This window comes from Mesorhizobium mediterraneum (assembly GCF_002284565.1).
Lineage (GTDB): Bacteria > Pseudomonadota > Alphaproteobacteria > Rhizobiales > Rhizobiaceae > Mesorhizobium > Mesorhizobium mediterraneum.
This window is the reverse complement of record NZ_NPKI01000018.1, coordinates 166,291-187,515: the sequence shown is the minus strand read 5'-3', so window position 1 is coordinate 187,515 and position 21,225 is coordinate 166,291. Positions and strand designations below refer to the sequence as shown.

The window sequence follows — 21,225 nt, the reverse complement described above, 5'->3', positions numbered from 1 at the left end:
AATCGACAGGCACGAAAAAGCGCTGCCGATCAGCTCCGCTTGCGCTCCACGAGAAAACGCAGGTCGCGGATCCATGGGCCGGCGCTGCCGCGACGTGTCCTGGTCATCGCATTCGAGGTGTTGCTCCAGTCGTTGCGGTAGATGTCTTCGAACAGATAATTCACGGGGTGCATGGCACTCTCCTTCCTGAATCGATCCAATCGACGGTTAGCGCAACGTTTGGATCGATTCAAAAATATACCCGCCCGCGCCAATGTCAAGCAAAAATTTGAATCGATCCAACAAAGGTGCTAGGTAGCTGCCTGGAGGCAAAAAAAAATGGCGTCATCCACCGAAGGCAATACAAGACCCATCCGGCTGGCCGACATCGCCAAGGCCGCCGGGGTTTCGCATGGCACCGCCTCCAACGTGTTCAGCCGTCCCGAGATCGTGCGCGAGGAAGTCCGCGAACGGGTCAAGGCAGCGGCCGAGGCGATGGGCTATGCGGGTCCGGATCCCAAGGGCCGGCTGCTGCGCGCCGGCAAGGTCAACGCGATCGGCGTCGCAACGACCGAACCGCTGTCCTATTTCTTCGACGATCCCTTTGCCCGCACGATGATGGCCGGGATTTCCGAGGCATGTGACGCCACCGGCGCCGGTATCGCGCTGGTATCGGCCGGCAATGAGGAGAAACTTGCCTGGAACATCCAGAGCGCGCTGGTCGACGGCTTCATCCTGTTCTGCATCGAGGGAGGTCCGCGCCTCGTCGAGCTGACGCGTGAACGAAAGCTCCCCTTCGTCGCGCTCGAACTCGGCTCGGAGGATGACACGGTCTCGGCGATCGGCGTCGACAATGTCGCCGGCGCCCGCCTGGCAGCGCAGCATCTCGCCGAGCTTGGCCACCGGCGCTTCGCCGTTCTGGCGCTGCCTTTCGCCGACGACAGCACCGGTCTCGTCTCGCCGGAGCAGATCCGGACGGCCGCCTATACCGGCACACGCGATCGCCTCGTCGGCTATTTCGAGGCGCTTTCCCGGTTCGGCGTCGATACCGCCGGGATTCCGGTATACGAGACCGAAAACGACGAAGCCAGCACTAGGGCTGGTCTCGAGGCGATCTTCGCAGGCGGCGAGCCGCCGACCGCAATCCTGGCGATGTCGGACCGGATGGCCATGGTCGCGATCGAATGGCTGACCGCGCGGGGCATCGCGGTTCCCGGCGACGTCTCGGTCGTCGGCTTCGACGGCGTGCCTGAAGCCGCACTTTCCATTCCTGCGCTCACCACGATCGCCCAGCCGATCGCCGAGATTGGCCGCCGGGCGGCACGAATGATCCTCGATTTCGACGGCACGGTGCGGCGCGAGACGCTCGGCGTCGAGCTTGTCGTCAGGGCATCTTCCGGGCCGCCGCCCAAAACAGCTTGAGCCCGGACGCCTATCGATTGATGCCTGTCGCCATCGCTCCCCCACCGAAGGACGTATGGACAGGCGGCGCCTCGCTACGGGCTGGCTTGCTCCTTCCGGATTGTCCAATACCCGACAGCCATTCAAGGTAATAGGCGAGCGCGAACTGCATGGCGATGCCGGCGGCGATCAGCAAGCTGTCGTAGGCAAAGCCGCCCGGGTTGATCAGCTTCATCACCTGCGCCGCCATGGCGAGCACCGTGCCGGCGATGAAAACCGGCAGCGATCGTTTGCCCAATATGGCGAGCGGATGGTCGCGGCCGGTGCGGAACAGGTTCGAGACGGAAGGAAACGCCACGATCAGGTAGGTTACCGCCAGGATGTGCAGCAGCCTCGGCAGCGACAGGAACGTCTTGTCGAAGCCGGTCAGCACCACGGGCAGGTTCAGCCACGACACCTGCCCCCATAGCGGGCTGTGCACCCAGACCAATGCCGCCGCGACATAGATCGCCGAGGCGCCGACCAGCCAGCGATTGACCGGAATGGTGCCGCCGCGCCTGATATGCAGCATGCTTGCCAGGCCGATGTTGAAGAGGAACTGCCACGACAGCGGATTGAGGAACCAGAAGCCGGGCTCCGGATAGTTCGGCGGGGCGATCTGGTAGATCCCGGCAACCAGCCACAGAATTCCGGATATCGCCAGCGCCGCCAAAGGCCTGTGGCTGATGAACAGCAGCAAGATTGGCGCCATCAGCAGCAGCACCGCATAGACCGGCAGGATATTGTTGTAGCCGAGCTGATGGCCAAGCGTGGCGATGCCGATCAGCGCTTGCTGCGGATCCCTGATCAATGGCTCGATGTTGATCAGCATCAGCATGTCCGGCCGCTTCGCGAACACCGCCGCCGCGCAGAAGATCGCCACCACCGCCATCGTCGTGACGATGTGGGCGACATAGAGCACACCGGCGCGGCGCCACAATTTCAGTGTCGCCATGAGCCGGTTTCCGGGCTCGAATTTTGAGCCGTAGGCGAGCGCGACGGACATGCCGGAGATCAGCACGAAAGCCTCCGCAGCATCCGAAAAGCCGAAATTCTTGTAGGTCAGGGTTTCGAAAACCGTCCCCGGGACATGGTCGACAAATATGATCAGCAGAGCGAGAGCGCGGAACACGTCAATACGCGTATCGCGCTCCTGGATACGCGTATCCGGGATACGCATATCCCGGATACGCTTAGCGCGATCCGGTGAATTTGGCACGGTCATCGATAAAAGGCCTCAAAGCTGGTTGTTCATGCCGGCAATCGATGCGACCGCCGGACGCACCGCTTCGATTCCTCCCGCTGGAGCATATCGGCAAAGAAACGGACTGAAATGCGCCCGGTTCAATCAACTTTGAAGGAGCCCGAAAATATTACGTTTTGAAGCCGGCAAAAGAACAAAACCATCACGAAATCAAAGGGATGAACTATGGCGGAAAAACCTCCGGAAGATGGCATTTTGCGGCGCGATCTGGCCTTTTTCTACCGGCTCTATCGACCCGTTGATTCGAGCGGCGAATGCCTTTTCCTGCTGCATGGATCCGGTGTCGACGAGACGACGCTGGTGGCGCTGGCGCGGCAAATCTCACCGCGCGCCGTGCTGGTGGCGGTCCGTGGACACATCGCCCAGGAGGACGGTTTCCGCTGGTTCGCGAGGGTCACGCCGACGCGCTTCGAACAGGAGAGCATCCGCACCGAGGCGGACGCTTTCGCGGGCTTCGTCACCGAGGCCGCGAAGCGCCACGGTCTCGATCTCTCCCGAACGATTTTTCTCGGCTATTCGAACGGCGCCAATCTGGTTTCGAGCGTGATGCTGCTGCATTCCGGCCTCATCGAACGGGCAGCATTGCTGCGCCCGATGCCGGTGCTCGACGACGTTCCACCAGCCGACTTGTCCAAAGCGCGCGTGCTGATCATCGCAGGTGCCGCCGACCTCACCTACGCGCCCTTCGCGCCGGCGTTGGTCGCATTGCTCGAATCACATGGTGCCGAGGTCGAGGCCCCCACCATCGCCTCCAGCCATGAAATCGGCGATCGGGATGCTGAAATCGTCAGGCAATGGCTGGCGGGCCTGGCAATCGCCGTCGCGCAGGCGAACTGATGAGCCAAGGTTTTACGCTCGCCCCATGCGGTTCCAGGCATCCAGCCCGGCGATCTTGTAGGCTTCGGCCAGCGTCGGATAGTTGAAGGTGTTGTTGACGAAGAAATCGACGGTGCCACCGAGATTGATCACCGCCTGGCCAATGTGAATGAGTTCGGTCGCGCCCTCGCCGACGATATGCGCGCCGAGCAGCCGGCGTGTTTCGATTGAGAACAGAAGCTTCAGGAAGCCGGTGTTCACGCCCATGATATGGCCGCGCGAGGTCTCGCGGAAACGCGCCACGCCGACCTCATATGCGCCGCCGCTCTCGCGCACCTGCTCCTCGGACTGGCCGACGGTCGAGATTTCCGGCACCGCGTAGATACCGTAGGGAAAGGTTTCCGGCGGCGGCGGCAAGGGCACGCCGAAGGCATGGCAGGCGGCCACCCTGCCCTGTTCCATCGAGGTGGAGGCGAGGCTCGGAAAGCCGATGACGTCGCCGGCGGCATAGATGTTCGGCGCGCTGGTCCGGAAGGTCTGCGGATCGACCTTGATGCGGCCCCGGGAATCGGCCTCGATGCCGACCACGTCCAGGCCGAGCGCGCCGACGTTGCCGGTGCGCCCCGCGGCATAAAGCACCATCTCCGAGCGTATGGTGCGGCCGTCGGCAAGCGTCACCTCGGCATAGTCGGGTTTCGAGGCGATCTCCTTGATCGCACTGCCCAGCCGGATGGTCATGCCGCGGTCGCGCATCTGATGGATGAAATCGTCGACGATCTCGCGGTCGACGAAATCAAGGATGGTGTTGCGCGGCTCGACCAGCGTCACCGGCACGTCGAGCGCCGAAAAGATCGTCGCGTACTCGACGCCAATGACGCCGGCGCCGATCACCGTCAATGTGCGCGGCAGGCGCTCGAGCTCCAGCATCTCGTCGCTGTCGAAGATACGGGTCTTGTCGAAGGGCACGTCGCGCGGCCGGTGCGGGCGGGTGCCGACCGCGATCAGCGCATGCGCAAAACCGACTTCGCTATAGTCGCCGGTTTCCGTCGTCAGGCTCGCTCTGTTGGGACCGAGGAATTTGACCCCGGCGCGTGCGCTCTTGACCGTATTGCGCATGAATTGGTGCTGCAGCACCTCGACTTCATGATCGAGTGTCTTGTGCAGGCGCTCGATCAGGTCGCCGACCGAAATGTCCTGCTTGACCCGGTAGCCGCGCCCATAGAAGCCGCGCTCGCGCCAACCGGAGAGGTTGAGCACAGTTTCCCGCAGCGTCTTCGACGGGATGGTGCCGGTGTGCACGGAAACACCGCCAAGACGCCGTCCCCTGTCGACCACCAGAACGGATTTCCCAAGCTTGGCCGACTGCACCGCGGCACGGCGCCCGGAAGGGCCGCTGCCAATGACCAGCATGTCATAGTCCATGTCGCCCCGTCCCTTGCCCGCCTGATATGTTGCGCCGCAGCAAACTAACGCCATCCGCGCGGCAAATTCAACCGATCCAAGCTAAAGCGCTCGCGTTCGAACGGATTCATGCGACGCGCTTTAAGCCCTTGTTTCTATGCATGTCGTTATCGCAAAACCGCTGCGCACTTTTTGCGCGACATGCATTAGGTTCGGCGCTGCTTCCGGTCGCAGGCTGAAAACGGCTCGATCTTGATTCCGTCGCGAGACTTCACCATTTCAACACCAGGCGGCCCGCACCCTATCCCGGGCCTGATTACGAGGAAATGACATGAACGCGCGCGTTCTCGACGGCGAAATCATCACCACCAGGCTCGATGATATCAGGGCCTATGACGGCGTGCGCACGCGGCGCGTCCTCGCCTTCATCATCGACTATTGCATCGTCGCGCTGCTCACCATTCCGTTCGCGATCCTGGTGTTCTTCCTCGGGATCTTGACGCTCGGCCTCGGCTGGATGCTGTTTTCCGTCCTCGTGCCGGCCGTCGCCATCCTCTACATCTGGAACACGCTCGGCAGCACCGACCAGGCCACGACAGGCATGAAGATGATGGGCATCCGGCTCGACCGCCTCGACGGCACCCGCATTGATGGGCTGACGGCGGTGGTGCATTCGGTGCTGTTCTGGGCCGGCAACGTCATCCTGACGCCGCTGGTCCTTCTGGTATCGCTGTTTGCCGACCGCAAGCGCACGCTGCACGACCTGCTGTTGGGCACGGTGGTCAGCCGCAGTGACCGCTGAGGACAGCTTTCGCGAGTCTCCCGCGAGCGTTTATGTGCAAAGTGAAGGCGTCCGCTCGGCGCGCTTTCACAATCCTGTTGAATTTTTCGCTGCGCGCGCCAAAGGTATGATGATTCGCAGGAGTGTTTCCAAGGTTCGATGACGCAGCATCCAACCCAGTCGCCACAGTTCTTCCTGACCGCGCCGTCGCCGTGCCCGTATCTTGAGGGCCAGTTCGAGCGCAAGGTGTTCACGCATCTGGTCGGCGACAAGGCGTCGGAGATGAACGACCTGTTGACGCAAGGCGGCTTCCGGCGATCGCAGAACATCGCCTACCGGCCGGCCTGCGAGACCTGCCGTGCCTGCGTTTCGGTGCGCATCCTGGCCCAGGAATTCACCGCCAGCCGCAACATGAGGCGGGTGATACAGCACAATTCAGACCTCATCGGCGCCATGCACGACGCGCAACCATCCACCGAGCAGTATTCGCTGTTCCGCAGCTATCTCGATGCCCGCCATCGCCGCGGCGGCATGTCCGACATGACGGTGCTCGACTACGCCATGATGGTCGAGGACACCCATGTCGACACCAAGGTCATCGAGTACCGGCGCCGCGGCCCCGACAGCTTTATTACCGGCAAGGGCCAGGGCGAGCTGATCGCGGTAGCGCTCACCGACAAGATGGCCGACGGCCTGTCGATGGTCTATTCCTACTTCAATCCCGACTTCGAGGACCGCTCGCTCGGCACCTTCATGATCCTCGATCACATCGCCCGCGCCAGGGCGATGGGCTTGCCCCATGTCTATCTCGGCTACTGGGTCAACGGCTCGCGCAAGATGAACTATAAGATGCGCTTCATGCCGCAGGAGCATCTCGGCCCCAAAGGCTGGGAACGCTACGACCACGAAGCGGTTTCGCGCTGATCCGCCCTTCCGCCAATCATCCTTAAAACTGTTCAAGGAGGATGCTGCTGGTTTTCGGCCGCTTGGCTGGAAGGACAGACGCTGGGCCAATTTTGCGCCTGCCTCCACATTCATTGCGAGAATTGCCGCATGTCGTCCCACAACGATCACCAGAAGGGCCTTCTCATCACCGCCATTGGCGGCCTGACGCTGACCGTCGACATTCCACTGATCCGCCTGGCCGACGGCGGCGCATGGACGATCCTCCTGCTGCGCACCGGCACCACCTTGGTCGCGGCGCTGGTCATCTGGGCTGTCTGGCGCTCGCTGAGCCGGAACGCGCCGCAGCTCATCCCCGGCTGGTCGGGGCTCGTTGTCGCAATATGCTACGGACTGACCTCGGTCACCTTCGTCACCAGCATCTATTACACCACGACCGCCAATCTGGTCTTCATCCTGGCCTTCAACACCGTGTTCGCGGCACTGCTGTCCTGGGTGTTTCTGAAGGAGCGGCCGCGACTGGTCACCGTGGTCGCGATGCTGGTCATGATCCTCGGCGTCGCGATCATCGTCGGCGATTCGATCGGCACCGGGCACCTGTTCGGCGATCTCATGGCGCTGTGCTCGGCTTTCTTCATCGCCCTGGCCATCACCATCTCGCGCGCCAGCGGCAAGGACATGGGGTTCACATCGCTGATCGGCGTGATCCTGCCCCTGGCCGTCGCGGTGTTCATGGTCTCAGGCGAAGGCCTTCAGGTGAACGCGCCGTGGTGGATCATCTTCAACGGCGCCGTCATCATGCCGATCTCGTTCTTCTGCCTCGCCAACGGACCGAAATATGTTTCGGGACCGGAGGTGGCGATGTTCTATCTGCTTGAAACCGTGCTGGCGCCGGTCTGGATGTGGATGATCTTTGCCGAAGCGCCGTCGCGCAACAGCCTGATCGGCGGCGCGATCCTCATCGTCACGCTGGTCGCCCATTCGCTATGGCAGCTGCATGAGGGGCGCAGGCGCCGCGCCACCCTTGCGGTCAGTCACCCGGCCTGACTCTTCCTCGCGGCGGCGTGCTCCGCGACGATATCGATCTGCGGCGGAGCACCTTCCAGGTCGTCCGGCGCTGCGGGGGCAAGCTCGTCGGCCAATTCCACCTCGCGCAGCCATTCGCGCCAGATCGCGACCAGCAATGCCATCAGCACCGGGCCGATGAACAGGCCGAGAAAGCCCATCGTCTTGACGCCGCCGATCAGGCCGAAAAAGGTCGGCAGGAACGGCAGCTTTATCGGGCCGCCGACCAGTTTAGGGCGCAATGTCTTGTCGACGATGAACAGTTCGACGCTCCCCCAGATGAACAGCGCCAACCCGGCCATCGGCGAGCCGCTGGCGGCGAGATAGATCGAGACAAGCGTGAAGGACAGCGGTGCGCCGCCGGGGATCAGCGCCATGATGCCGGTCAGGGCGCCGAGCGTCACCGGCGACGGCACGCCGGCCAGCCAGTAGGCCACGCCCAGCACCACCCCTTCGCCGATGGCGATAATGGTCATGCCGGTCACTGTCGAGGAAATCGTCGCCGGCACGACACGCGAAATCCGCTCCCATCTGGTCGGCAGGATGCGTTCGCCGAGACGGTCGATCTGCCCGGCAAAATGCTCGCCGTCGCGATAGGCGAAGAACAGCGCGATCATCATGAACAGCAGCGCCAGCAGAAGGCCGAAGGCGCTGCCGCCGGCAGCCAGCACGCCGCGGTAGATGCTGCCGATGTTGGCGCCGCTGATCAGCTGGATCAGTTCGCCGATGCCGCCGGGATGGCCGAGATTGCGCGTCCACTGCTCGTTCAGCCACTCGCCTACCACGGGCAGCGTGGCGATCCAGTGCGGCGTCACCGCGCCTTCGCGGTTGGTCTCGATCGCCCAGCCGACCCATTCGCGGACTTCGTTGGTGGCGTAGGCGCCGGCGAACGCGATCGGCACCACCAGGAAGGTGAGGATGAACAGGATCGCCAATGTCGCGGCGATCGTGCGGTTGCCGCCGACACCAGCGAGCAACCGCCGATAGAGCGGCCAACTGGCAAAGGCAATGACAAGCGCGGCCAGTACCGGGACCAGGAAACCATGAAAGAAATAGACCCCGGCAGCGACGATCAGCACCAGGAGCCAGCGCGCCGCCGACAGCGGCGGAATGACGGCGGATCTGAGCGGCGTCGACAGGCCAAACAGGCGCTGCTGGCCTTCCGGTTTCCGAATTCTAGCTTCCTTCAAATGCCCATTTCTCCCAAACGGCTCATGTAGCGATACTTATGCACTGACATAGTGCAGCAATCGTGACGACATTCCAAATGTCTAGATATCTCCCCCCTTGAGGGGGAGATGGCCGGCAGGCCAGAGGGGGTCGCCGCGCATAAAGCGCCGGCGTCCTCAGTCCACAATAAGAGGTCGCGTCAGGACGTGCCGACCCCCTCTGTCGCCTTCGGCGACATCTCCCCCTCGAGGGGGGAGATTAGCAGCTACCCGAATTTCCCCGTCCTCGGGAATCCCTTCGGCACCATGCGTCCGGCCGAGGCTCGAGCACCGATCCATTCGATCAGCTCTTCACGCGACTTGACGAAGGTGCGGTCGGCCGAATCCTGCCAGGAGAGACCGCTTTCGAGCGTGAAGGTCTTGAGGTCGAGGACGCCGCCATCCTTGTATTTCTGCAGGCGGACGCCCTTGCCGCGACCCATCTCAGGGATCTCGGCGAGCGGGAAGACCAGCATCTTGCGGTTCTCGCCGACGATGGCGAGATGGTCGCCGGCGACGGTCACGCAACGCTGGGCCTCGTCGGGCGCCTTGACGTTCATCACCTGCTTGCCCTTGCGGGTGTTGGCGACGACCTCTTCTTCCGACACGATGAAGCCATTGGCGTCATGCGACACCAAGAGCAGCTTGCGCTTGGGATCATGGACAAAGGCGGTGACGATGTCCTGGTCGTTGTCCATGTCGACGATGATGCGGATCGGTTCGCCATGGCCGCGCCCACCCGGCAGCCGGTCGGCGCCGATCGTGTAGAACTTGCCGCCGGTGGTGAAGACCAGCACCTTGTCGGTGGTCTGGGCGTGGAAGGCGAGCTTGAGGCTGTCGCCCTCCTTGAAGGTCAGCAACGAATGGTCGGTCAGGTGACCTTTCATCGCCCTGAGCCAGCCCTTTTCCGAAACGACCACGGTGACCGGCTCGCGCTCGATCATGGCATGGGCGATGTCGGTCAGGTCATGTTCGGGCGCGTCGGCGAACTGGGTCCGGCGCTTGCCGAGCTCGGTCTCCGGTCCAAATTTCTCGCGGATGCTGGAGACTTCCCACTTGATCGTCGACCACTGCCTGGCGTCGGACGCAAGCAGCGCCTCGATCTGCTTCTTCTCGGTGGTGAGGCCGTCGAATTCCTTGCGGATCTCGAATTCCTCGAGCTTGCGCAGGGCCCTGAGCCGCATGTTGAGGATGGCTTCGGCCTGGTTGTCGGTAAGCGACCAGCGCGCCATCATCACTTGCTTGGGTTCGTCCTCCTCGCGGATGATCCTGATCACCTCGTCGATGTTGAGATAGGCGATCAGATAGCCGGCGAGTATCTCCAGCCGCCTTTCGATCTCGCCGAGGCGATGCCTGGAGCGGCGGATCAGCACCTCGCGGCGGTGATCCAGCCATTCCTTGAGCACGCCCTTCAGCGACAGCACGTTGGGTATCTTGCCGCGCGACAGGACGTTCATGTTGAGCGGAAAGCGGCTTTCAAGCTCGGTCAGCTTGAACAGCGATTCCATCAGGATGCCGGGATCGACCGAACGGCTCTTCGGCACCAGCACGACGCGGACGTCTTCGGCGCTCTCGTCGCGGATGTCCTCGAGCAGCGGCAATTTGCGCGCCATCAAAAGCTCGGCGATCTTTTCGATCAGCCGCGCCTTCTGGACTCCGTAGGGGATTTCCGTGACGACGATGCTCCAGGTGCCCCTGCCCTGGTCCTCCTGGCTCCATTTCGCCCTGACGCGGAAACCACCGCGACCGGTTTCGTAGGCTTCGAGGATCGAGGCACGGCTGTCGACGATGATGCCACCGGTCGGGAAATCCGGTCCTTGAACGAAGTCCATCAGCGTCGTCACCGGCGCATCGGGATGCTCGATCAGATGAAGCGCGGCGTCGCAGAGCTCCGCGGCATTGTGCGGCGGGATCGAAGTCGCCATGCCGACTGCAATTCCGGACGAGCCGTTGGCCAACAGGTTCGGAAAGGCGCCGGGCAGCACGACCGGCTCCTCGTCCTCCTCATTGTAGGTCGGCCGGTAGTCGACCGCATCCTCGGTGATGCCGGACAGCAGCTCGGTCGCCACATCGGTCATGCGCGCTTCGGTGTAGCGCATGGCGGCGGCGTTATCGCCGTCGATATTGCCGAAATTGCCCTGGCCGTCGACCAGGGGATAACGCATCGAGAAATCCTGCGCCAGCCGCACCAGCGCGTCGTAGATCGACTGGTCGCCATGCGGATGGAACTTGCCCATCACCTCGCCGACGATGCGGGCGCATTTGGCGAAGCCCTGGTCGGGGTTGAGCCTGAGCAGCCGCATGGCATGCATGATGCGGCGATGGACCGGCTTCAGCCCATCGCGCACATCCGGCAGCGCCCGGTGCATGATGGTCGACAGCGCATAGGCGAGATAGCGCTCTTCCAGCGCTTTCTTCAGATCGACCGGCTCGATGTTGTCGCCACCGCCATCGCCAGGCGGTAAAAGCCTTTTTCCCATGGGCTGGGACTAGCCGAGCGGGTGATTCGCGGCAAGAGGCGCTTGGATGTGAGGCGCCTTCTGCAACACGAACTGAACGCACTCCAGCAACGACCAACATCAATTGGTTACATCCCCCCTCTATGGCAAGCGCGATGGATCGGGGGCGCGATGGATCGAATTTGCCTTTCGCCATGGTTTTCGACCATTGTGCGGGAGAACGCCTTTTTCCCGTCCAGTTCGTCACGGAAGGGTGACGGCGCAAAGAATTGAAAATAATCTCAGGACACGCTCAGGGAACCGCGATGACGATCAGACGCTCGACACTCAACAAGCTCGCTTTTTCGACCTTCCTGCTGACGCTGCCGCTGAACGCGGCCTTCGCGCAGGATGCTGCGGTCGCCGACCGGCTGAAGGCAGCTCTCGCCGCCCAGGGCGTCGACATCTCATGGACCGGGGTGACGGGCGATGCCTCCAGCATGGTGCTGCAAGGCGTCGCCGTCAAACCGGCGGCCGAAAAGGAAGCGCTCAAGCTTGGCGACGTCACGCTTGAAGGCGTGACCGAAGCCAATGGCGGTTATGAAATCGAAACGGTCTCGACTGCGGCGTTCCAGCACAGCGAGGACGGCGTCACGCTCAACCTCAGCCCGTTCATCATCCACGACATGACGGTTCCGGCCGACGGCACCACGGGCCCGCTGGGCTCGCTGATGATGTACAAATCGGCAGAGCTCGACAACATGACTGTCAAGGTTGCCGACAAGACCGCCTTCTCGATGGACGGGCTTGCCATCGAGATCACGCCGCCGGCCGACGGCAAGGCGATGGAATTTTCCGGCACGACGGAGAAGTTCAATGCCGACCTGACGCTGATCGAGGATCCGAAGTCCAAGGACGTGATCAACGCGCTCGGTTACCAGAACATCACCGGAAACCTTGAAATGGCGGGCACCTGGCAGCCTTCGGACGGCAAGATGGAGCTGTCGAAATACGACATCTCCGTCGACAATGCCGGAACGCTCGGCATGACCTTCGGTCTCGGCGGCTACACGCTTGACGTCATCAAATCGCTGCAGGAGGCGCAGAAGAAGATGGCGGCCCAGCCCGAAGGCGCCGACAATTCGGCGCAAGGCATGGCCATGCTCGGCGTCTTGCAGCAGCTTTCGTTCAACAGCGCTTCGATCCGCTTCGACGACGATTCGCTGACCAACAAGGTGCTGGACTATGTCGGCAAGCAGCAAGGCATGTCCGGCAAGGATATCGCTAACCAGGCCAAGGCGATCGTGCCTTTCGGCATGGCACAGCTCAATAATCCGGAATTGACGGCGCAGGTGTCGGCTGCAGTCGGCAAATATCTCGACGATCCGCAGAGCCTCGAAATCTTGGCCGAGCCGCCGGCGGCGGTGCCGTTCGCGCTGATCATGGCAGGCGCCATGTCCAACCCGGTGGATCTGACGAAGACGCTTGGCGTGACGGTCAAGGCGAACGAGGACTGACCGAAGCGGTCCCTTGAAGCGAAAAGCCCGGCGCGATGCCGGGCTTTTTTGTGAATCAACAGAATCGGTTGCGGGAGGTTCTTAAACCTCTTTCTTGGTCACCGCGACGCGCAGCGACAATTCGCGAAGCTGCTGCGGGCTGGCTTCCGCCGGCGCGCTCATCAACAGGTCATAGGCCTGCTGGTTCATCGGGAACATGGTCACTTCGCGCAGGTTCTTGGCGCCGACCAGCAGCATGACGACGCGATCGATGCCGGCCGCCATGCCGCCATGCGGCGGCGCGCCATACTGGAAGGCGCGATAGAGGCCGCCGAAGCGCTCCTCAACCGTCTCGCGATCCAGCCCGACAGTCTCGAACGCCTTGACCATGGTTTCCGGCAGGTGGTTGCGGATGCCGCCGGAGGCGATCTCGAAACCATTGCAGACCATGTCATACTGGAACGCCTTGATGCCGAGCAGATCCTCGCCGTTGAGCGCATCGATGCCGCCTTGCGGCATGGAAAACGGATTGTGGGCGAAATCGATCTTTTTCTCGTCTTCGTTCCATTCGAAGAAGGGAAAGTCGACGATCCAGCACAATTCGAAACGGTCGCGGTCGACAAGGTTCAGCTCCTCGCCGGCGCGGGTGCGTGCGGCGCCCGCGAACGAGACGAACTTTTTGGGGTCGCCTGCGACGAAGAAGGCAGCGTCGCCATCGGCAAGGCCGAGTTGCTGGCGGATCGCCTCGGTGCGCCCCTCGCCGATGTTCTTGGCGAGCGGACCTGCGCCCTCGAGCTTTTCACCTTCCTTGCGCCAGAAGATGTAGCCGAGGCCCGGCTGGCCCTCGCCCTGCGCCCAGGAATTCATGCGGTCGCAGAAGGCGCGCGAGCCGCCGGTCTTGGCCGGAATGGCCCAGACTTCGGCCTTCGGGTCGTTGGCGAGGATGTTGGCGAATACCTTGAAACCGGAATCGCGGAAATGATCGGAGACGGCCTGCATCTCGATCGGGTTGCGCAGGTCCGGCTTGTCGGTGCCGTATTTGCGCATGGCGACGTCATAGGCGATGCGCGGAAATTCCTGCGTCACCGGCTTGCCGGCGGCAAAGGCCTCGAACACGCCGCGCATCACCGGCTCCATGGTCGCCAGGATATCGTCCTGCTCGACGAAGCTCATTTCCAGGTCGAGCTGGTAGAACTCGCCCGGCAGGCGGTCGGCGCGCGGGTCCTCGTCGCGGAAGCAGGGCGCGATCTGGAAGTAACGGTCGAAGCCCGACACCATGATCAATTGCTTGTATATCTGCGGCGCCTGCGGCAGCGCGTAGAAAGTGCCGGGATGGATGCGCGACGGCACCAGGAAGTCGCGCGCCCCTTCGGGCGATGAAGCGGTCAGGATCGGTGTCGAGAATTCGGTGAAGCCGACCTCGCCCATGCGCTTGCGCATCTCGGCAATGATTTTCGTGCGCGCCACGATGTTCTTGTGCAGCGTGTCGCGACGCAGGTCGAGGAAGCGGTATTTGAGGCGGATGTCCTCGGGATAGTCCGGCTCGCCGAACACCGGCAGCGGCAATTCCTTGGCCGCCGACAGCACTTCGATCTCGCGCGCGAAAACCTCGATCTCGCCGGTCGGCAAATTGGCGTTGGCGGTCTCTGCCAGACGCGCCTTGACCTCGCCGTCGACGCGGACGACCCATTCGCCGCGCACGGTCTCGGCAATCTTGAAGGCCGGCGAATCCGGATCGGCGACGATCTGGGTCAGGCCATAGTGGTCGCGCAAATCGATGAAGAGGAGGCCGCCATGGTCGCGAACGCGATGCACCCAACCAGACAGGCGAACGGAAGAGCCGACGTCGCTCTTCCTCAACTGGGCACAGGTATGGCTGCGGTAACGATGCATTGTCATTGGTAAGTCCGGATGTTGATTGCGGCCAAGGCATGATGGCCTGGCCCGAAAATTTGCGCGAAAAGCACATGAGAGGCCGCCTTTGTCAAGGCAGACGGCGCTAGGGCAGCATCTCAGGTTGGACTTCGGCTCTCGCCCTACGCGATCATCGCTCGGAATAAGCTGCGATCCAACATCGACCGCCCATGGCGGTCAGCGGGTGAAGCGCGCACTATCGCCAGGCGTAGCAACCCCACACACAACAGCGGGATCGCGACGAAGCCCGCATGATTCCACCATTCGCCGGGACGGTACGTTCGAGGCTGATACGAGCTCATAGATGTGCGTCGCATGCAGATCGCGAAACACACTGACGATCATGCGAGCGTTGATGTGGTTGCCGAGCCCTCGGCCCCTCTGCGATTGCGCGACCGCAACCAGTCCACCCCACGCATATCGGTGATAGGTGCTGTAGGAATTGTGAGCCAAGTAGCCATGCGCGGTTGCCGCGACGGTACCCGTCTTGTCGCCCACCACTACTGTCGTCGCCGGTCCCACCGTTCCGGCCAGCAGCGACCCCGAAAATGGCACTACGCCCGACGCCGCCATGAACGCCTGGATGCGAGCCGTATACTCATCATCCGGCTCGGTCGGCTTGTCTTGATCGAGAAGTCCGTCGGGCAGTCCCTGATCGATAATTGCCTCAGACGCCGCCAGGGCACTTGCCTGGTCGGCCAAGAAAACGTCCCAGGTATCGAAGCGGAAGCCCCCCTTGGCCAATCTCGACTTGAGCTCATCCGCCTTGCTTGCTGGTATCATACGAAAGCCGCAGATGCCGTCGCGATTGAGGATCTTGTCGATCAGCTCCCACCCGAACCGGTCGGGATCATCGCACCCCATAGTGCGCCCGGTCTGGCACGCGCCGGGGGTCACATTGATGAAGTCGACACTCGCCTCAGCCTGAGCTTGCAGGCGTTGCTGAACCTCTGTGCCGAAATAGCCTGACATGGGAAGCCCCCTGTGACGTGCCCGATGGAGTATAGCAAGCACGATAGAATACAGCCAAGCTGGTTCCCGCTGGAACCAGCCCGGCTCCTTCAGGGTATGGCGCGGCGCGCAGGAGATTTTCGGCATCGCCCGTTCCGAAGCGGACTACGCGCCGCGGCTGACGGAAGGCGACTGCTATCTTCTGCTTTGATCGTGATTAGGGTGATCAAGCCGTGTACAATGGCCGTCCATTGATGTGAGGACTACCATGCGCATTCGCACATTGACTGTCCTGATGACACTGCTTGTCGGCACCTGCACATTTGCGCACGCTCAGCAGACAAAGCCGATGTCAATCGAGGTGTTTCCTTTCGAATTGGAGGACAAGAGCGCTGGGGCAGGAATAATCCCCCCGGATGAACACGATAGGCGCTATCTGTCCGAGTCGGCACAAATGGCGAAGGACATGCTCTCCAAGTCTGGACGTTTTACAGTCGTTGATGTGCCAGCGAGGGATGAGCAGGCGGGTGCGCCGCACGGCTTACGCAACTGCGGGGGCTGTGAAGGCAAAATTGCTAAAGAGCACGGCGCGTCTCTTGCCTTGCTCGGCGTCGTGACGCGCGTCAACCGAACAGAGCATACTATGTTCATTCGCATCCTCGACGCTGAAACCGGGAAAGCTGTTTTGCAAGGCTTTACCGATCTTCGCATGGGTCCGAACTACGCGTGGCCCCGCTCCGTGAGATGGCTGATGACAAACAGAATCCTGCGGTAGGCGGACAGCCACCCCAGTGCGCCGTCGGGAGTGCGAAAGACCGCTCCCAAAGCCAAAATTCTAGTTGAGATACTGATTGCCGGTGCTGGCCCGCTAATCGCCGGGAATTGCCGCTGGCATTGGCGCAGGCGATGGTTCAAGAAGGATCAACGACAGGCCTTCCTTCATGTCCTCCATGCGCCCGCTGATCCCACTCCTTATTGCCGCCGGCATCCTGCTCGGCGGCAATGGACTGCAGAGCACCTTGATCGCGTTGCGCGGCGCGCAGGAGGGGTTTTCGGCCTCGACCATCGGCCTGATGGGCACGTTCTATTTCGCCGGCTTCCTGCTCGGCTGCCTCGCCGTAACCCACATCATGAAGGCCGTCGGCCATGTGCGCGCCTTCTCCGCGCTGGCGGCGATCGCTTCGGCGGGAACATTGCTTTTGGTGCTGGTCGTCGATCCGGTTATGTGGTGCGCAGTGCGCTTTGCCGGCGGGTTCTGCTTCGCCGGCCTGTTCACCATCATGGAAGCCTGGCTCAATTCCGGGGTCGCCAATAGGGACCGCGCTCGGGTGCTGGCCATCTACCGGATGGTCGACATCGGTTCGGTCACAGGCGCACAGTTCCTGATCCCGATCTTCGGCGCCGGCGGTTTCGCCATCTTCGCCATCATGTCGATCATGATCACGCTCTCGCTGGTGCCGGTGTCGCTCGGCGACCGCTCCAACCCGACTCCGCCGGAAGACGTCAAGCTCGACCTGGCCCGCGTCTGGCGGATTTCGCCGCTCGGCTGCGTCGGCTGCATCGCCGTCGGTGTCACCAACAGCGCCTTTCGCACATTGTCGCCGGTTTATGCCGAACAGATCGGCATGTCGGTCACCGACGTCGTCACCTTCGTCAGCGTCGGCATTTTCGGCGGCGCCATCATCCAGTACCCGCTCGGCTATCTGTCCGACCGCTGGGACCGGCGTTCCGTGCTGCTGATGACGACGTGTTGCGCGCTGCTGGCATCGCTGGCACTGGTGTTCTGGGCGCGCAGCGACCCGTCCCTCAACTTCGTGATCGTCTTCATCTTCGGCTGCTTCGCCATGCCGCTCTACTCGCTATCGGCGGCGCACTCCAACGACCGCGCCGACAAGGGCGAGTTCGTGCTGATCAACGCGGCGCTGATGCTGTTCTATTCCTTCGGCGCCATTGGCGGGCCGTTTGCCGCCTCGACGGCGATGCAGTATTTCGGGCCAAGCGCGCTGTTCGTGTTCACCGCGACCGTCTACGCCATCTTTGTCGTCGTCATCCTGTACCGGATGCAGGTGCGATCCGGCGTGCCGGCCGGCCATCGCAGCCGTTTCATCGGCCTTTTGCGCACATCGACGGTCTTCGCCCGGCTGGCCAAGCGCAATGATGATTCCGATGGGCCTGCGAAGCAATGATGACGGCCCATACGTCTTGAACCCGGGGCTGCCGCTTGACGAAAGCCCGCGCGGCTGAAATTGAAGGAGACCTTACCCTTTGCCAAAAGCGATTTGATGCACGTCATCACCACCCAAGAAGAACTCGAGACCGCTGTTGCCGCGTTCGAAAAGTCGGATTTCGTCACCGTCGACACCGAATTCATTCGCGAGACGACCTTTTGGCCGATCCTCTGCCTGATCCAGATGGCGGCGCCCGGCGTGACGGCGCTGATCGATCCGCTGTCACCCGACATCGACCTGAAGCCGTTCTTCAGGCTGATGGCCAACGAGGCCGTCGTCAAAGTCTTCCATGCGGCGCGCCAGGACATCGAAATCATCGTTCATCTCGGCGATCTGGTCCCGCATCCGGTGTTCGACACCCAGGTGGCGGCGATGGTTTGCGGCTTCGGCGACAGCGTCTCCTATGACCAGCTCGTCCAGAAGATAACCGGCGCCCGGCTCGACAAGTCCTCACGTTTCACTGACTGGCGCCACCGGCCGCTTTCCGAGAAGCAGCTCGACTACGCGCTTGCCGACGTCACCCATTTGATCGAGGTCTACCAGCACCTCAGCGCCGAGCTGGTGCGCGAGAACCGCGCCCATTGGCTGAACGAGGAGATGGAAGTTCTGACCGCGCGCGAGACCTACGATCCGCACCCGGAGGACGCCTGGAAACGGCTGAAGATGCGGCTGCGCAAGCCGCAGGAGCTGGCGATCGTGCAAGCGGTGGCCGCATGGCGCGAACGCGAGGCGCGCGAACGCGACGTGCCGCGCGGCCGGGTGCTCAAGGACGACGCCATCTACGAGGTGGCGCAGCAGGCGCCGCGCGATGCGGCAGCACTCGCCAAGCTGCGCACCACGCCGAAAGGCTGGGAACGCTCGGTGACGGCAACGGCGCTGCTTGGCGCGGTCAACACCGCGCTTGCCTTGCCCAGGGAAGACATGCCGAAGCTGCCGAAGAGTTTTCAGCCGCCCGAAGGCTCCAATGCCGCCGCGGAACTGCTGAAAGTGCTGTTGCGGATCGTCGCTGAAAAGGAGGGCGTCGCTTCGAAGGTGCTGGCCTCCAGCGACGACATCGACCGCATCGCCGCCGAGGGCGAGGCCGCCGACGTGCCGGCCTTGCAAGGCTGGCGGCGCGCCGTGTTCGGCGAGGCCGCGCTCAAACTGGTGCGCGGCGAGATCGCGATCAAGTTCGACAAGCGCAAGATCGCGCTGTTCGATTTGTAGTCTTGAGCCTGTCTGGCCCTAAGCTCAGCGCTTTCTCTGACCGGCCAGGTGGAAAACCGCGATGACGATCACCGGCATCGCCAGAAGCGCGAATTTGGTGACGATCAGCGCCGAGGCGAAGGACAGCGAATCCGGATTGGCCGACAGGAAATCTGAGAGCAGGCGGGCCACCGCGAAGTTCTGCGCATAATCGGCAAGCGTGTAGGGCAGCACCAGGACAAGTGCGAACAGCGACTGGAGCTGCGCGGACAGCGCCCGGAAATTCTTCAGCCGCCGCCCCGTGGCCAGGATCAGGCTGACCAGCGTCAGCGACAGCAGCGCCGGGAACAAGAGGTCGAAGGTCAGATAATGCCAGACCAGGATGATCTCGCTGCCGCGCCGGCCGAGCGCCGTCAGCCAGGCCATGCCTTCATCCGGGGTGAAACCGGTCCAGCGCAAATCGAGCGACGGCAGGCCACCGCTCAACTGGCGGAAATACAGGAACTCCATCGCCGTCATGGCGACGAAAACCGCCACGCAGACGAAACAGAGTGCGGCGGCGTGGCGGGACAGCCGCAGCATCATTGCCGTCAGGCTTCGCGCAAGCTGGTCAGGCTCCGCCGGGATAATTCGGGCTTTCGCGGGTAATCGTGACGTCATGGGCGTGGCTTTCACGAAGTCCGGCGTTGGATATGCGTACAAAGGTGGCGCGGTCGCGGAAATCGGCAAGGTCGCGCCCGCCGACATAACCCATAGCGGCTTTCAGGCCGCCCGCAAGCTGGTGCAGAACGCCGGACACAGGTCCTTTGTAAGGCACCTGCCCTTCGATGCCTTCCGGCACCAGTTTCAGCGTGTCACGCACCTCGGCCTGGAAATAGCGGTCGGCTGAGCCGCGGGCCATGGCGCCGACCGAGCCCATGCCGCGATAGGCTTTGAACGAGCGGCCCTGGTGCAGGTAGACCTCGCCTGGGCTCTCGTCGGTGCCGGCCAGCAGCGAGCCGATCATGGCGGCACTGGCGCCGGCGGCGAGCGCCTTGGCGAGATCGCCGGAATATTTGATGCCGCCATCGGCAATGACCGAGACGCCCGATTTCTGCGCCGTCTCGACCGCCGACATGATCGCCGAAAGCTGCGGCACGCCGACGCCGGCGACGATGCGGGTGGTGCAGATGGAACCCGGCCCGATGCCGACCTTGACGGCGTCGGCGCCGGCATCGATCAGCGCCAGCGTGCCTTCTGCGGTGGCGACGTTGCCGGCCAGGATGCGGACCGAATTGGACAGCTTCTTGGCCCGCGTCACCGCATCCAGGACACGTTGCGAGTGGCCATGCGCGGTATCGATCACCAGAAGGTCGACGCCGGCATCGATGAGGCGCTCGGCGCGCTCAAAACCGTCATCGCCGACGCTGGTGGCGGCCGCCGCGCGCAAGCGTCCTTGCACGTCCTTGGTGGCGTGCGGATTGAGCTGCGACTTCTCGATGTCCTTGACGGTGATCAGCCCGACGCAATTGCCGTCGCTGTCGACCACGACCAGCTTCTCGATGCGGTGCTGGTGCAGGAGCCGCTTGGCTTCGTCCTGATCGACGTTCTCCTTGACCGTGATCAGGTTCTCACGGGTCATCAATTCGTAAACTTTCTGGGCCGGATCGGAGGCGAAGCGCACGTCGCGGTTGGTCAGGATGCCGACCAGCCGTCCGACCGTATGCCCGCCAGCGCCGCCATTCTCGACCACGGGAATGCCCGAGATGCTGTAGGTGCGCATCAGGCCCAGCGCATCGGCGAGCGTCGCCTCGGGGCCGATGGTGACGGGGTTCACGACCATGCCGGATTCGAATTTCTTCACTTGCCGCACCTGCTCGGCCTGCTCGGCCGGCGAGAAATTGCGGTGGATGACGCCGATGCCGCCGGCCTGGGCCATGGCGATGGCAAGGCGCGCCTCGGTGACGGTATCCATGGCGGCGGAAAGGATCGGCACGTTCAGGTCGATGTCGCCGGCGATGCGGGTGCGGATATCGGTCTCGCCGGGCATGACTTCGGAATGACCCGGCTGAAGCAGCACGTCGTCAAAGGTCAGCGCCAACGCGCCCGTGGACGTTTCGATAATTTTTGCCATGGCCAGCCCTCGGAATGCATGAAAAGCGCTGGACCGGATGGAC

General features: G+C 62.6%; 18 protein-coding genes. 9 read left to right on the top strand and 9 right to left on the bottom strand.

Annotation, left to right across the window (positions count from 1 at the left end; genetic code table 11):
* Positions 1 to 29 precede the first annotated feature (29 nt).
* Positions 30 to 173 carry a hypothetical protein gene (locus CIT25_RS36865; protein WP_095485743.1) on the bottom strand — a complete coding sequence of 48 codons (144 nt, stop codon included), beginning with the start codon at positions 171 to 173 and terminating at the stop codon, positions 30 to 32.
* Positions 174 to 318: 145 nt separating this feature from the next.
* On the opposite strand from CIT25_RS36865, the gene CIT25_RS17260 reads away from it, so the two are divergent.
* The gene (locus CIT25_RS17260) at positions 319 to 1,401 is read left to right on the top strand and encodes a LacI family DNA-binding transcriptional regulator (protein WP_095485742.1); all 1,083 of its coding nucleotides are present in this window, start codon (positions 319 to 321) and stop codon (positions 1,399 to 1,401) included.
* Positions 1,402 to 1,411: 10 nt separating this feature from the next.
* Here the strand turns inward: CIT25_RS17260 and CIT25_RS17255 are convergent, their stop codons facing one another.
* Positions 1,412 to 2,644, bottom strand: a complete 1,233-nt coding sequence (locus tag CIT25_RS17255; RefSeq protein WP_095485741.1) for an OpgC family protein — start codon at positions 2,642 to 2,644, stop codon at positions 1,412 to 1,414.
* A 204-nt stretch (positions 2,645 to 2,848) separates the two neighbouring features.
* On the opposite strand from CIT25_RS17255, the gene CIT25_RS17250 reads away from it, so the two are divergent.
* A complete protein-coding gene (locus CIT25_RS17250; protein WP_095485740.1) occupies positions 2,849 to 3,520 on the top strand; it encodes an alpha/beta hydrolase in 672 nt (223 codons plus the stop codon).
* Between the two features lie 12 nt (positions 3,521 to 3,532).
* Here CIT25_RS17250 and sthA read toward each other — a convergent pair whose 3' ends face one another.
* Positions 3,533 to 4,921 carry a Si-specific NAD(P)(+) transhydrogenase gene (gene sthA / locus CIT25_RS17245; RefSeq protein ID WP_095485739.1) on the bottom strand — a complete coding sequence of 463 codons (1,389 nt, stop codon included), beginning with the start codon at positions 4,919 to 4,921 and terminating at the stop codon, positions 3,533 to 3,535.
* 310 nt (positions 4,922 to 5,231) lie between these two features.
* Between sthA and CIT25_RS17240 the strand changes: the two genes are divergently transcribed.
* The 3 genes from CIT25_RS17240 to CIT25_RS17230 all read left to right on the top strand — a co-directional run bounded on the left by CIT25_RS17240 (position 5,232) and on the right by CIT25_RS17230 (position 7,631).
* Positions 5,232 to 5,702, top strand: coding sequence for an RDD family protein (locus CIT25_RS17240; protein WP_095485738.1), 471 nt, complete (start codon positions 5,232 to 5,234; stop codon positions 5,700 to 5,702).
* 138 nt (positions 5,703 to 5,840) lie between these two features.
* Positions 5,841 to 6,605, top strand: coding sequence for an arginyltransferase (locus tag CIT25_RS17235; protein WP_095485737.1), 765 nt, complete (start codon positions 5,841 to 5,843; stop codon positions 6,603 to 6,605).
* A gap of 129 nt (positions 6,606 to 6,734) precedes the next feature.
* On the top strand, positions 6,735 to 7,631 hold the full coding sequence (locus CIT25_RS17230) for a DMT family transporter (RefSeq protein ID WP_095485736.1): 897 nt from the start codon (positions 6,735 to 6,737) through the stop codon (positions 7,629 to 7,631).
* Here CIT25_RS17230 and CIT25_RS17225 read toward each other — a convergent pair.
* Positions 7,619 to 8,839: an AI-2E family transporter gene (locus tag CIT25_RS17225; RefSeq protein ID WP_095485735.1), complete on the bottom strand. Its 1,221-nt coding sequence runs from the start codon at positions 8,837 to 8,839 to the stop codon at positions 7,619 to 7,621. The genes CIT25_RS17230 and CIT25_RS17225 overlap by 13 nt on opposite strands.
* 245 nt (positions 8,840 to 9,084) lie before the next feature.
* The gene (gene parC / locus CIT25_RS17220) at positions 9,085 to 11,337 is read right to left on the bottom strand and encodes a DNA topoisomerase IV subunit A (protein ID WP_095485734.1); all 2,253 of its coding nucleotides are present in this window, start codon (positions 11,335 to 11,337) and stop codon (positions 9,085 to 9,087) included.
* Between the two features lie 284 nt (positions 11,338 to 11,621).
* Between parC and CIT25_RS17215 the strand changes: the two genes are divergently transcribed.
* Positions 11,622 to 12,812, top strand: a complete 1,191-nt coding sequence (locus CIT25_RS17215) for a hypothetical protein (RefSeq protein ID WP_095485733.1) — start codon at positions 11,622 to 11,624, stop codon at positions 12,810 to 12,812.
* An 81-nt stretch (positions 12,813 to 12,893) separates the two neighbouring features.
* Here the strand turns inward: CIT25_RS17215 and aspS are convergent, their stop codons facing one another.
* On the bottom strand, positions 12,894 to 14,684 hold the full coding sequence (aspS, locus tag CIT25_RS17210) for an aspartate--tRNA ligase (protein WP_167391070.1): 1,791 nt from the start codon (positions 14,682 to 14,684) through the stop codon (positions 12,894 to 12,896).
* A gap of 198 nt (positions 14,685 to 14,882) precedes the next feature.
* Positions 14,883 to 15,677 (bottom strand): GNAT family N-acetyltransferase, encoded by a 795-nt coding sequence (locus CIT25_RS17205; RefSeq protein WP_095485731.1) that lies wholly within the window; start codon positions 15,675 to 15,677, stop codon positions 14,883 to 14,885.
* Between the two features lie 247 nt (positions 15,678 to 15,924).
* On the opposite strand from CIT25_RS17205, the gene CIT25_RS17200 reads away from it, so the two are divergent.
* From CIT25_RS17200 to rnd, 3 genes are all read left to right on the top strand, one after another.
* Positions 15,925 to 16,431, top strand: a complete 507-nt coding sequence (locus CIT25_RS17200; protein ID WP_095485730.1) for a DUF3280 domain-containing protein — start codon at positions 15,925 to 15,927, stop codon at positions 16,429 to 16,431.
* A gap of 166 nt (positions 16,432 to 16,597) precedes the next feature.
* Positions 16,598 to 17,842 carry an MFS transporter gene (locus CIT25_RS17195; RefSeq protein ID WP_095485729.1) on the top strand — a complete coding sequence of 415 codons (1,245 nt, stop codon included), beginning with the start codon at positions 16,598 to 16,600 and terminating at the stop codon, positions 17,840 to 17,842.
* 96 nt (positions 17,843 to 17,938) lie between these two features.
* A complete protein-coding gene (gene rnd / locus CIT25_RS17190) occupies positions 17,939 to 19,090 on the top strand; it encodes a ribonuclease D (protein ID WP_095485728.1) in 1,152 nt (383 codons plus the stop codon).
* 24 nt (positions 19,091 to 19,114) lie between these two features.
* Here the strand turns inward: rnd and CIT25_RS17185 are convergent, their stop codons facing one another.
* Both CIT25_RS17185 and guaB read right to left on the bottom strand, forming a co-directional pair.
* Positions 19,115 to 19,654, bottom strand: coding sequence for a hypothetical protein (locus CIT25_RS17185; protein WP_164759332.1), 540 nt, complete (start codon positions 19,652 to 19,654; stop codon positions 19,115 to 19,117).
* Between the two features lie 25 nt (positions 19,655 to 19,679).
* The gene (gene guaB / locus CIT25_RS17180) at positions 19,680 to 21,182 is read right to left on the bottom strand and encodes an IMP dehydrogenase (RefSeq protein ID WP_095485726.1); all 1,503 of its coding nucleotides are present in this window, start codon (positions 21,180 to 21,182) and stop codon (positions 19,680 to 19,682) included.
* Positions 21,183 to 21,225 lie beyond the last annotated feature (43 nt).

Coding starts and splice junctions, on each gene's coding strand:
- CIT25_RS17185 (WP_164759332.1), bottom strand. CDS start 19,654: ATGATGCTGCGGCTGTCCCGCCACGCCGCCGCACTCTGTTTCGTCTGC.
- CIT25_RS17240 (WP_095485738.1), top strand. CDS start 5,232: ATGAACGCGCGCGTTCTCGACGGCGAAATCATCACCACCAGGCTCGAT.
- parC (WP_095485734.1), bottom strand. CDS start 11,337: ATGGGAAAAAGGCTTTTACCGCCTGGCGATGGCGGTGGCGACAACATC.
- CIT25_RS17260 (WP_095485742.1), top strand. CDS start 319: ATGGCGTCATCCACCGAAGGCAATACAAGACCCATCCGGCTGGCCGAC.
- guaB (WP_095485726.1), bottom strand. CDS start 21,182: ATGGCAAAAATTATCGAAACGTCCACGGGCGCGTTGGCGCTGACCTTT.
- CIT25_RS36865 (WP_095485743.1), bottom strand. CDS start 173: ATGCACCCCGTGAATTATCTGTTCGAAGACATCTACCGCAACGACTGG.
- CIT25_RS17230 (WP_095485736.1), top strand. CDS start 6,735: ATGTCGTCCCACAACGATCACCAGAAGGGCCTTCTCATCACCGCCATT.
- CIT25_RS17195 (WP_095485729.1), top strand. CDS start 16,598: ATGTCCTCCATGCGCCCGCTGATCCCACTCCTTATTGCCGCCGGCATC.
- CIT25_RS17250 (WP_095485740.1), top strand. CDS start 2,849: ATGGCGGAAAAACCTCCGGAAGATGGCATTTTGCGGCGCGATCTGGCC.
- CIT25_RS17205 (WP_095485731.1), bottom strand. CDS start 15,677: ATGTCAGGCTATTTCGGCACAGAGGTTCAGCAACGCCTGCAAGCTCAG.
- CIT25_RS17235 (WP_095485737.1), top strand. CDS start 5,841: ATGACGCAGCATCCAACCCAGTCGCCACAGTTCTTCCTGACCGCGCCG.
- CIT25_RS17215 (WP_095485733.1), top strand. CDS start 11,622: ATGACGATCAGACGCTCGACACTCAACAAGCTCGCTTTTTCGACCTTC.
- sthA (WP_095485739.1), bottom strand. CDS start 4,921: ATGGACTATGACATGCTGGTCATTGGCAGCGGCCCTTCCGGGCGCCGT.
- CIT25_RS17255 (WP_095485741.1), bottom strand. CDS start 2,644: ATGACCGTGCCAAATTCACCGGATCGCGCTAAGCGTATCCGGGATATG.
- rnd (WP_095485728.1), top strand. CDS start 17,939: ATGCACGTCATCACCACCCAAGAAGAACTCGAGACCGCTGTTGCCGCG.
- aspS (WP_167391070.1), bottom strand. CDS start 14,684: ATGCATCGTTACCGCAGCCATACCTGTGCCCAGTTGAGGAAGAGCGAC.
- CIT25_RS17200 (WP_095485730.1), top strand. CDS start 15,925: ATGCGCATTCGCACATTGACTGTCCTGATGACACTGCTTGTCGGCACC.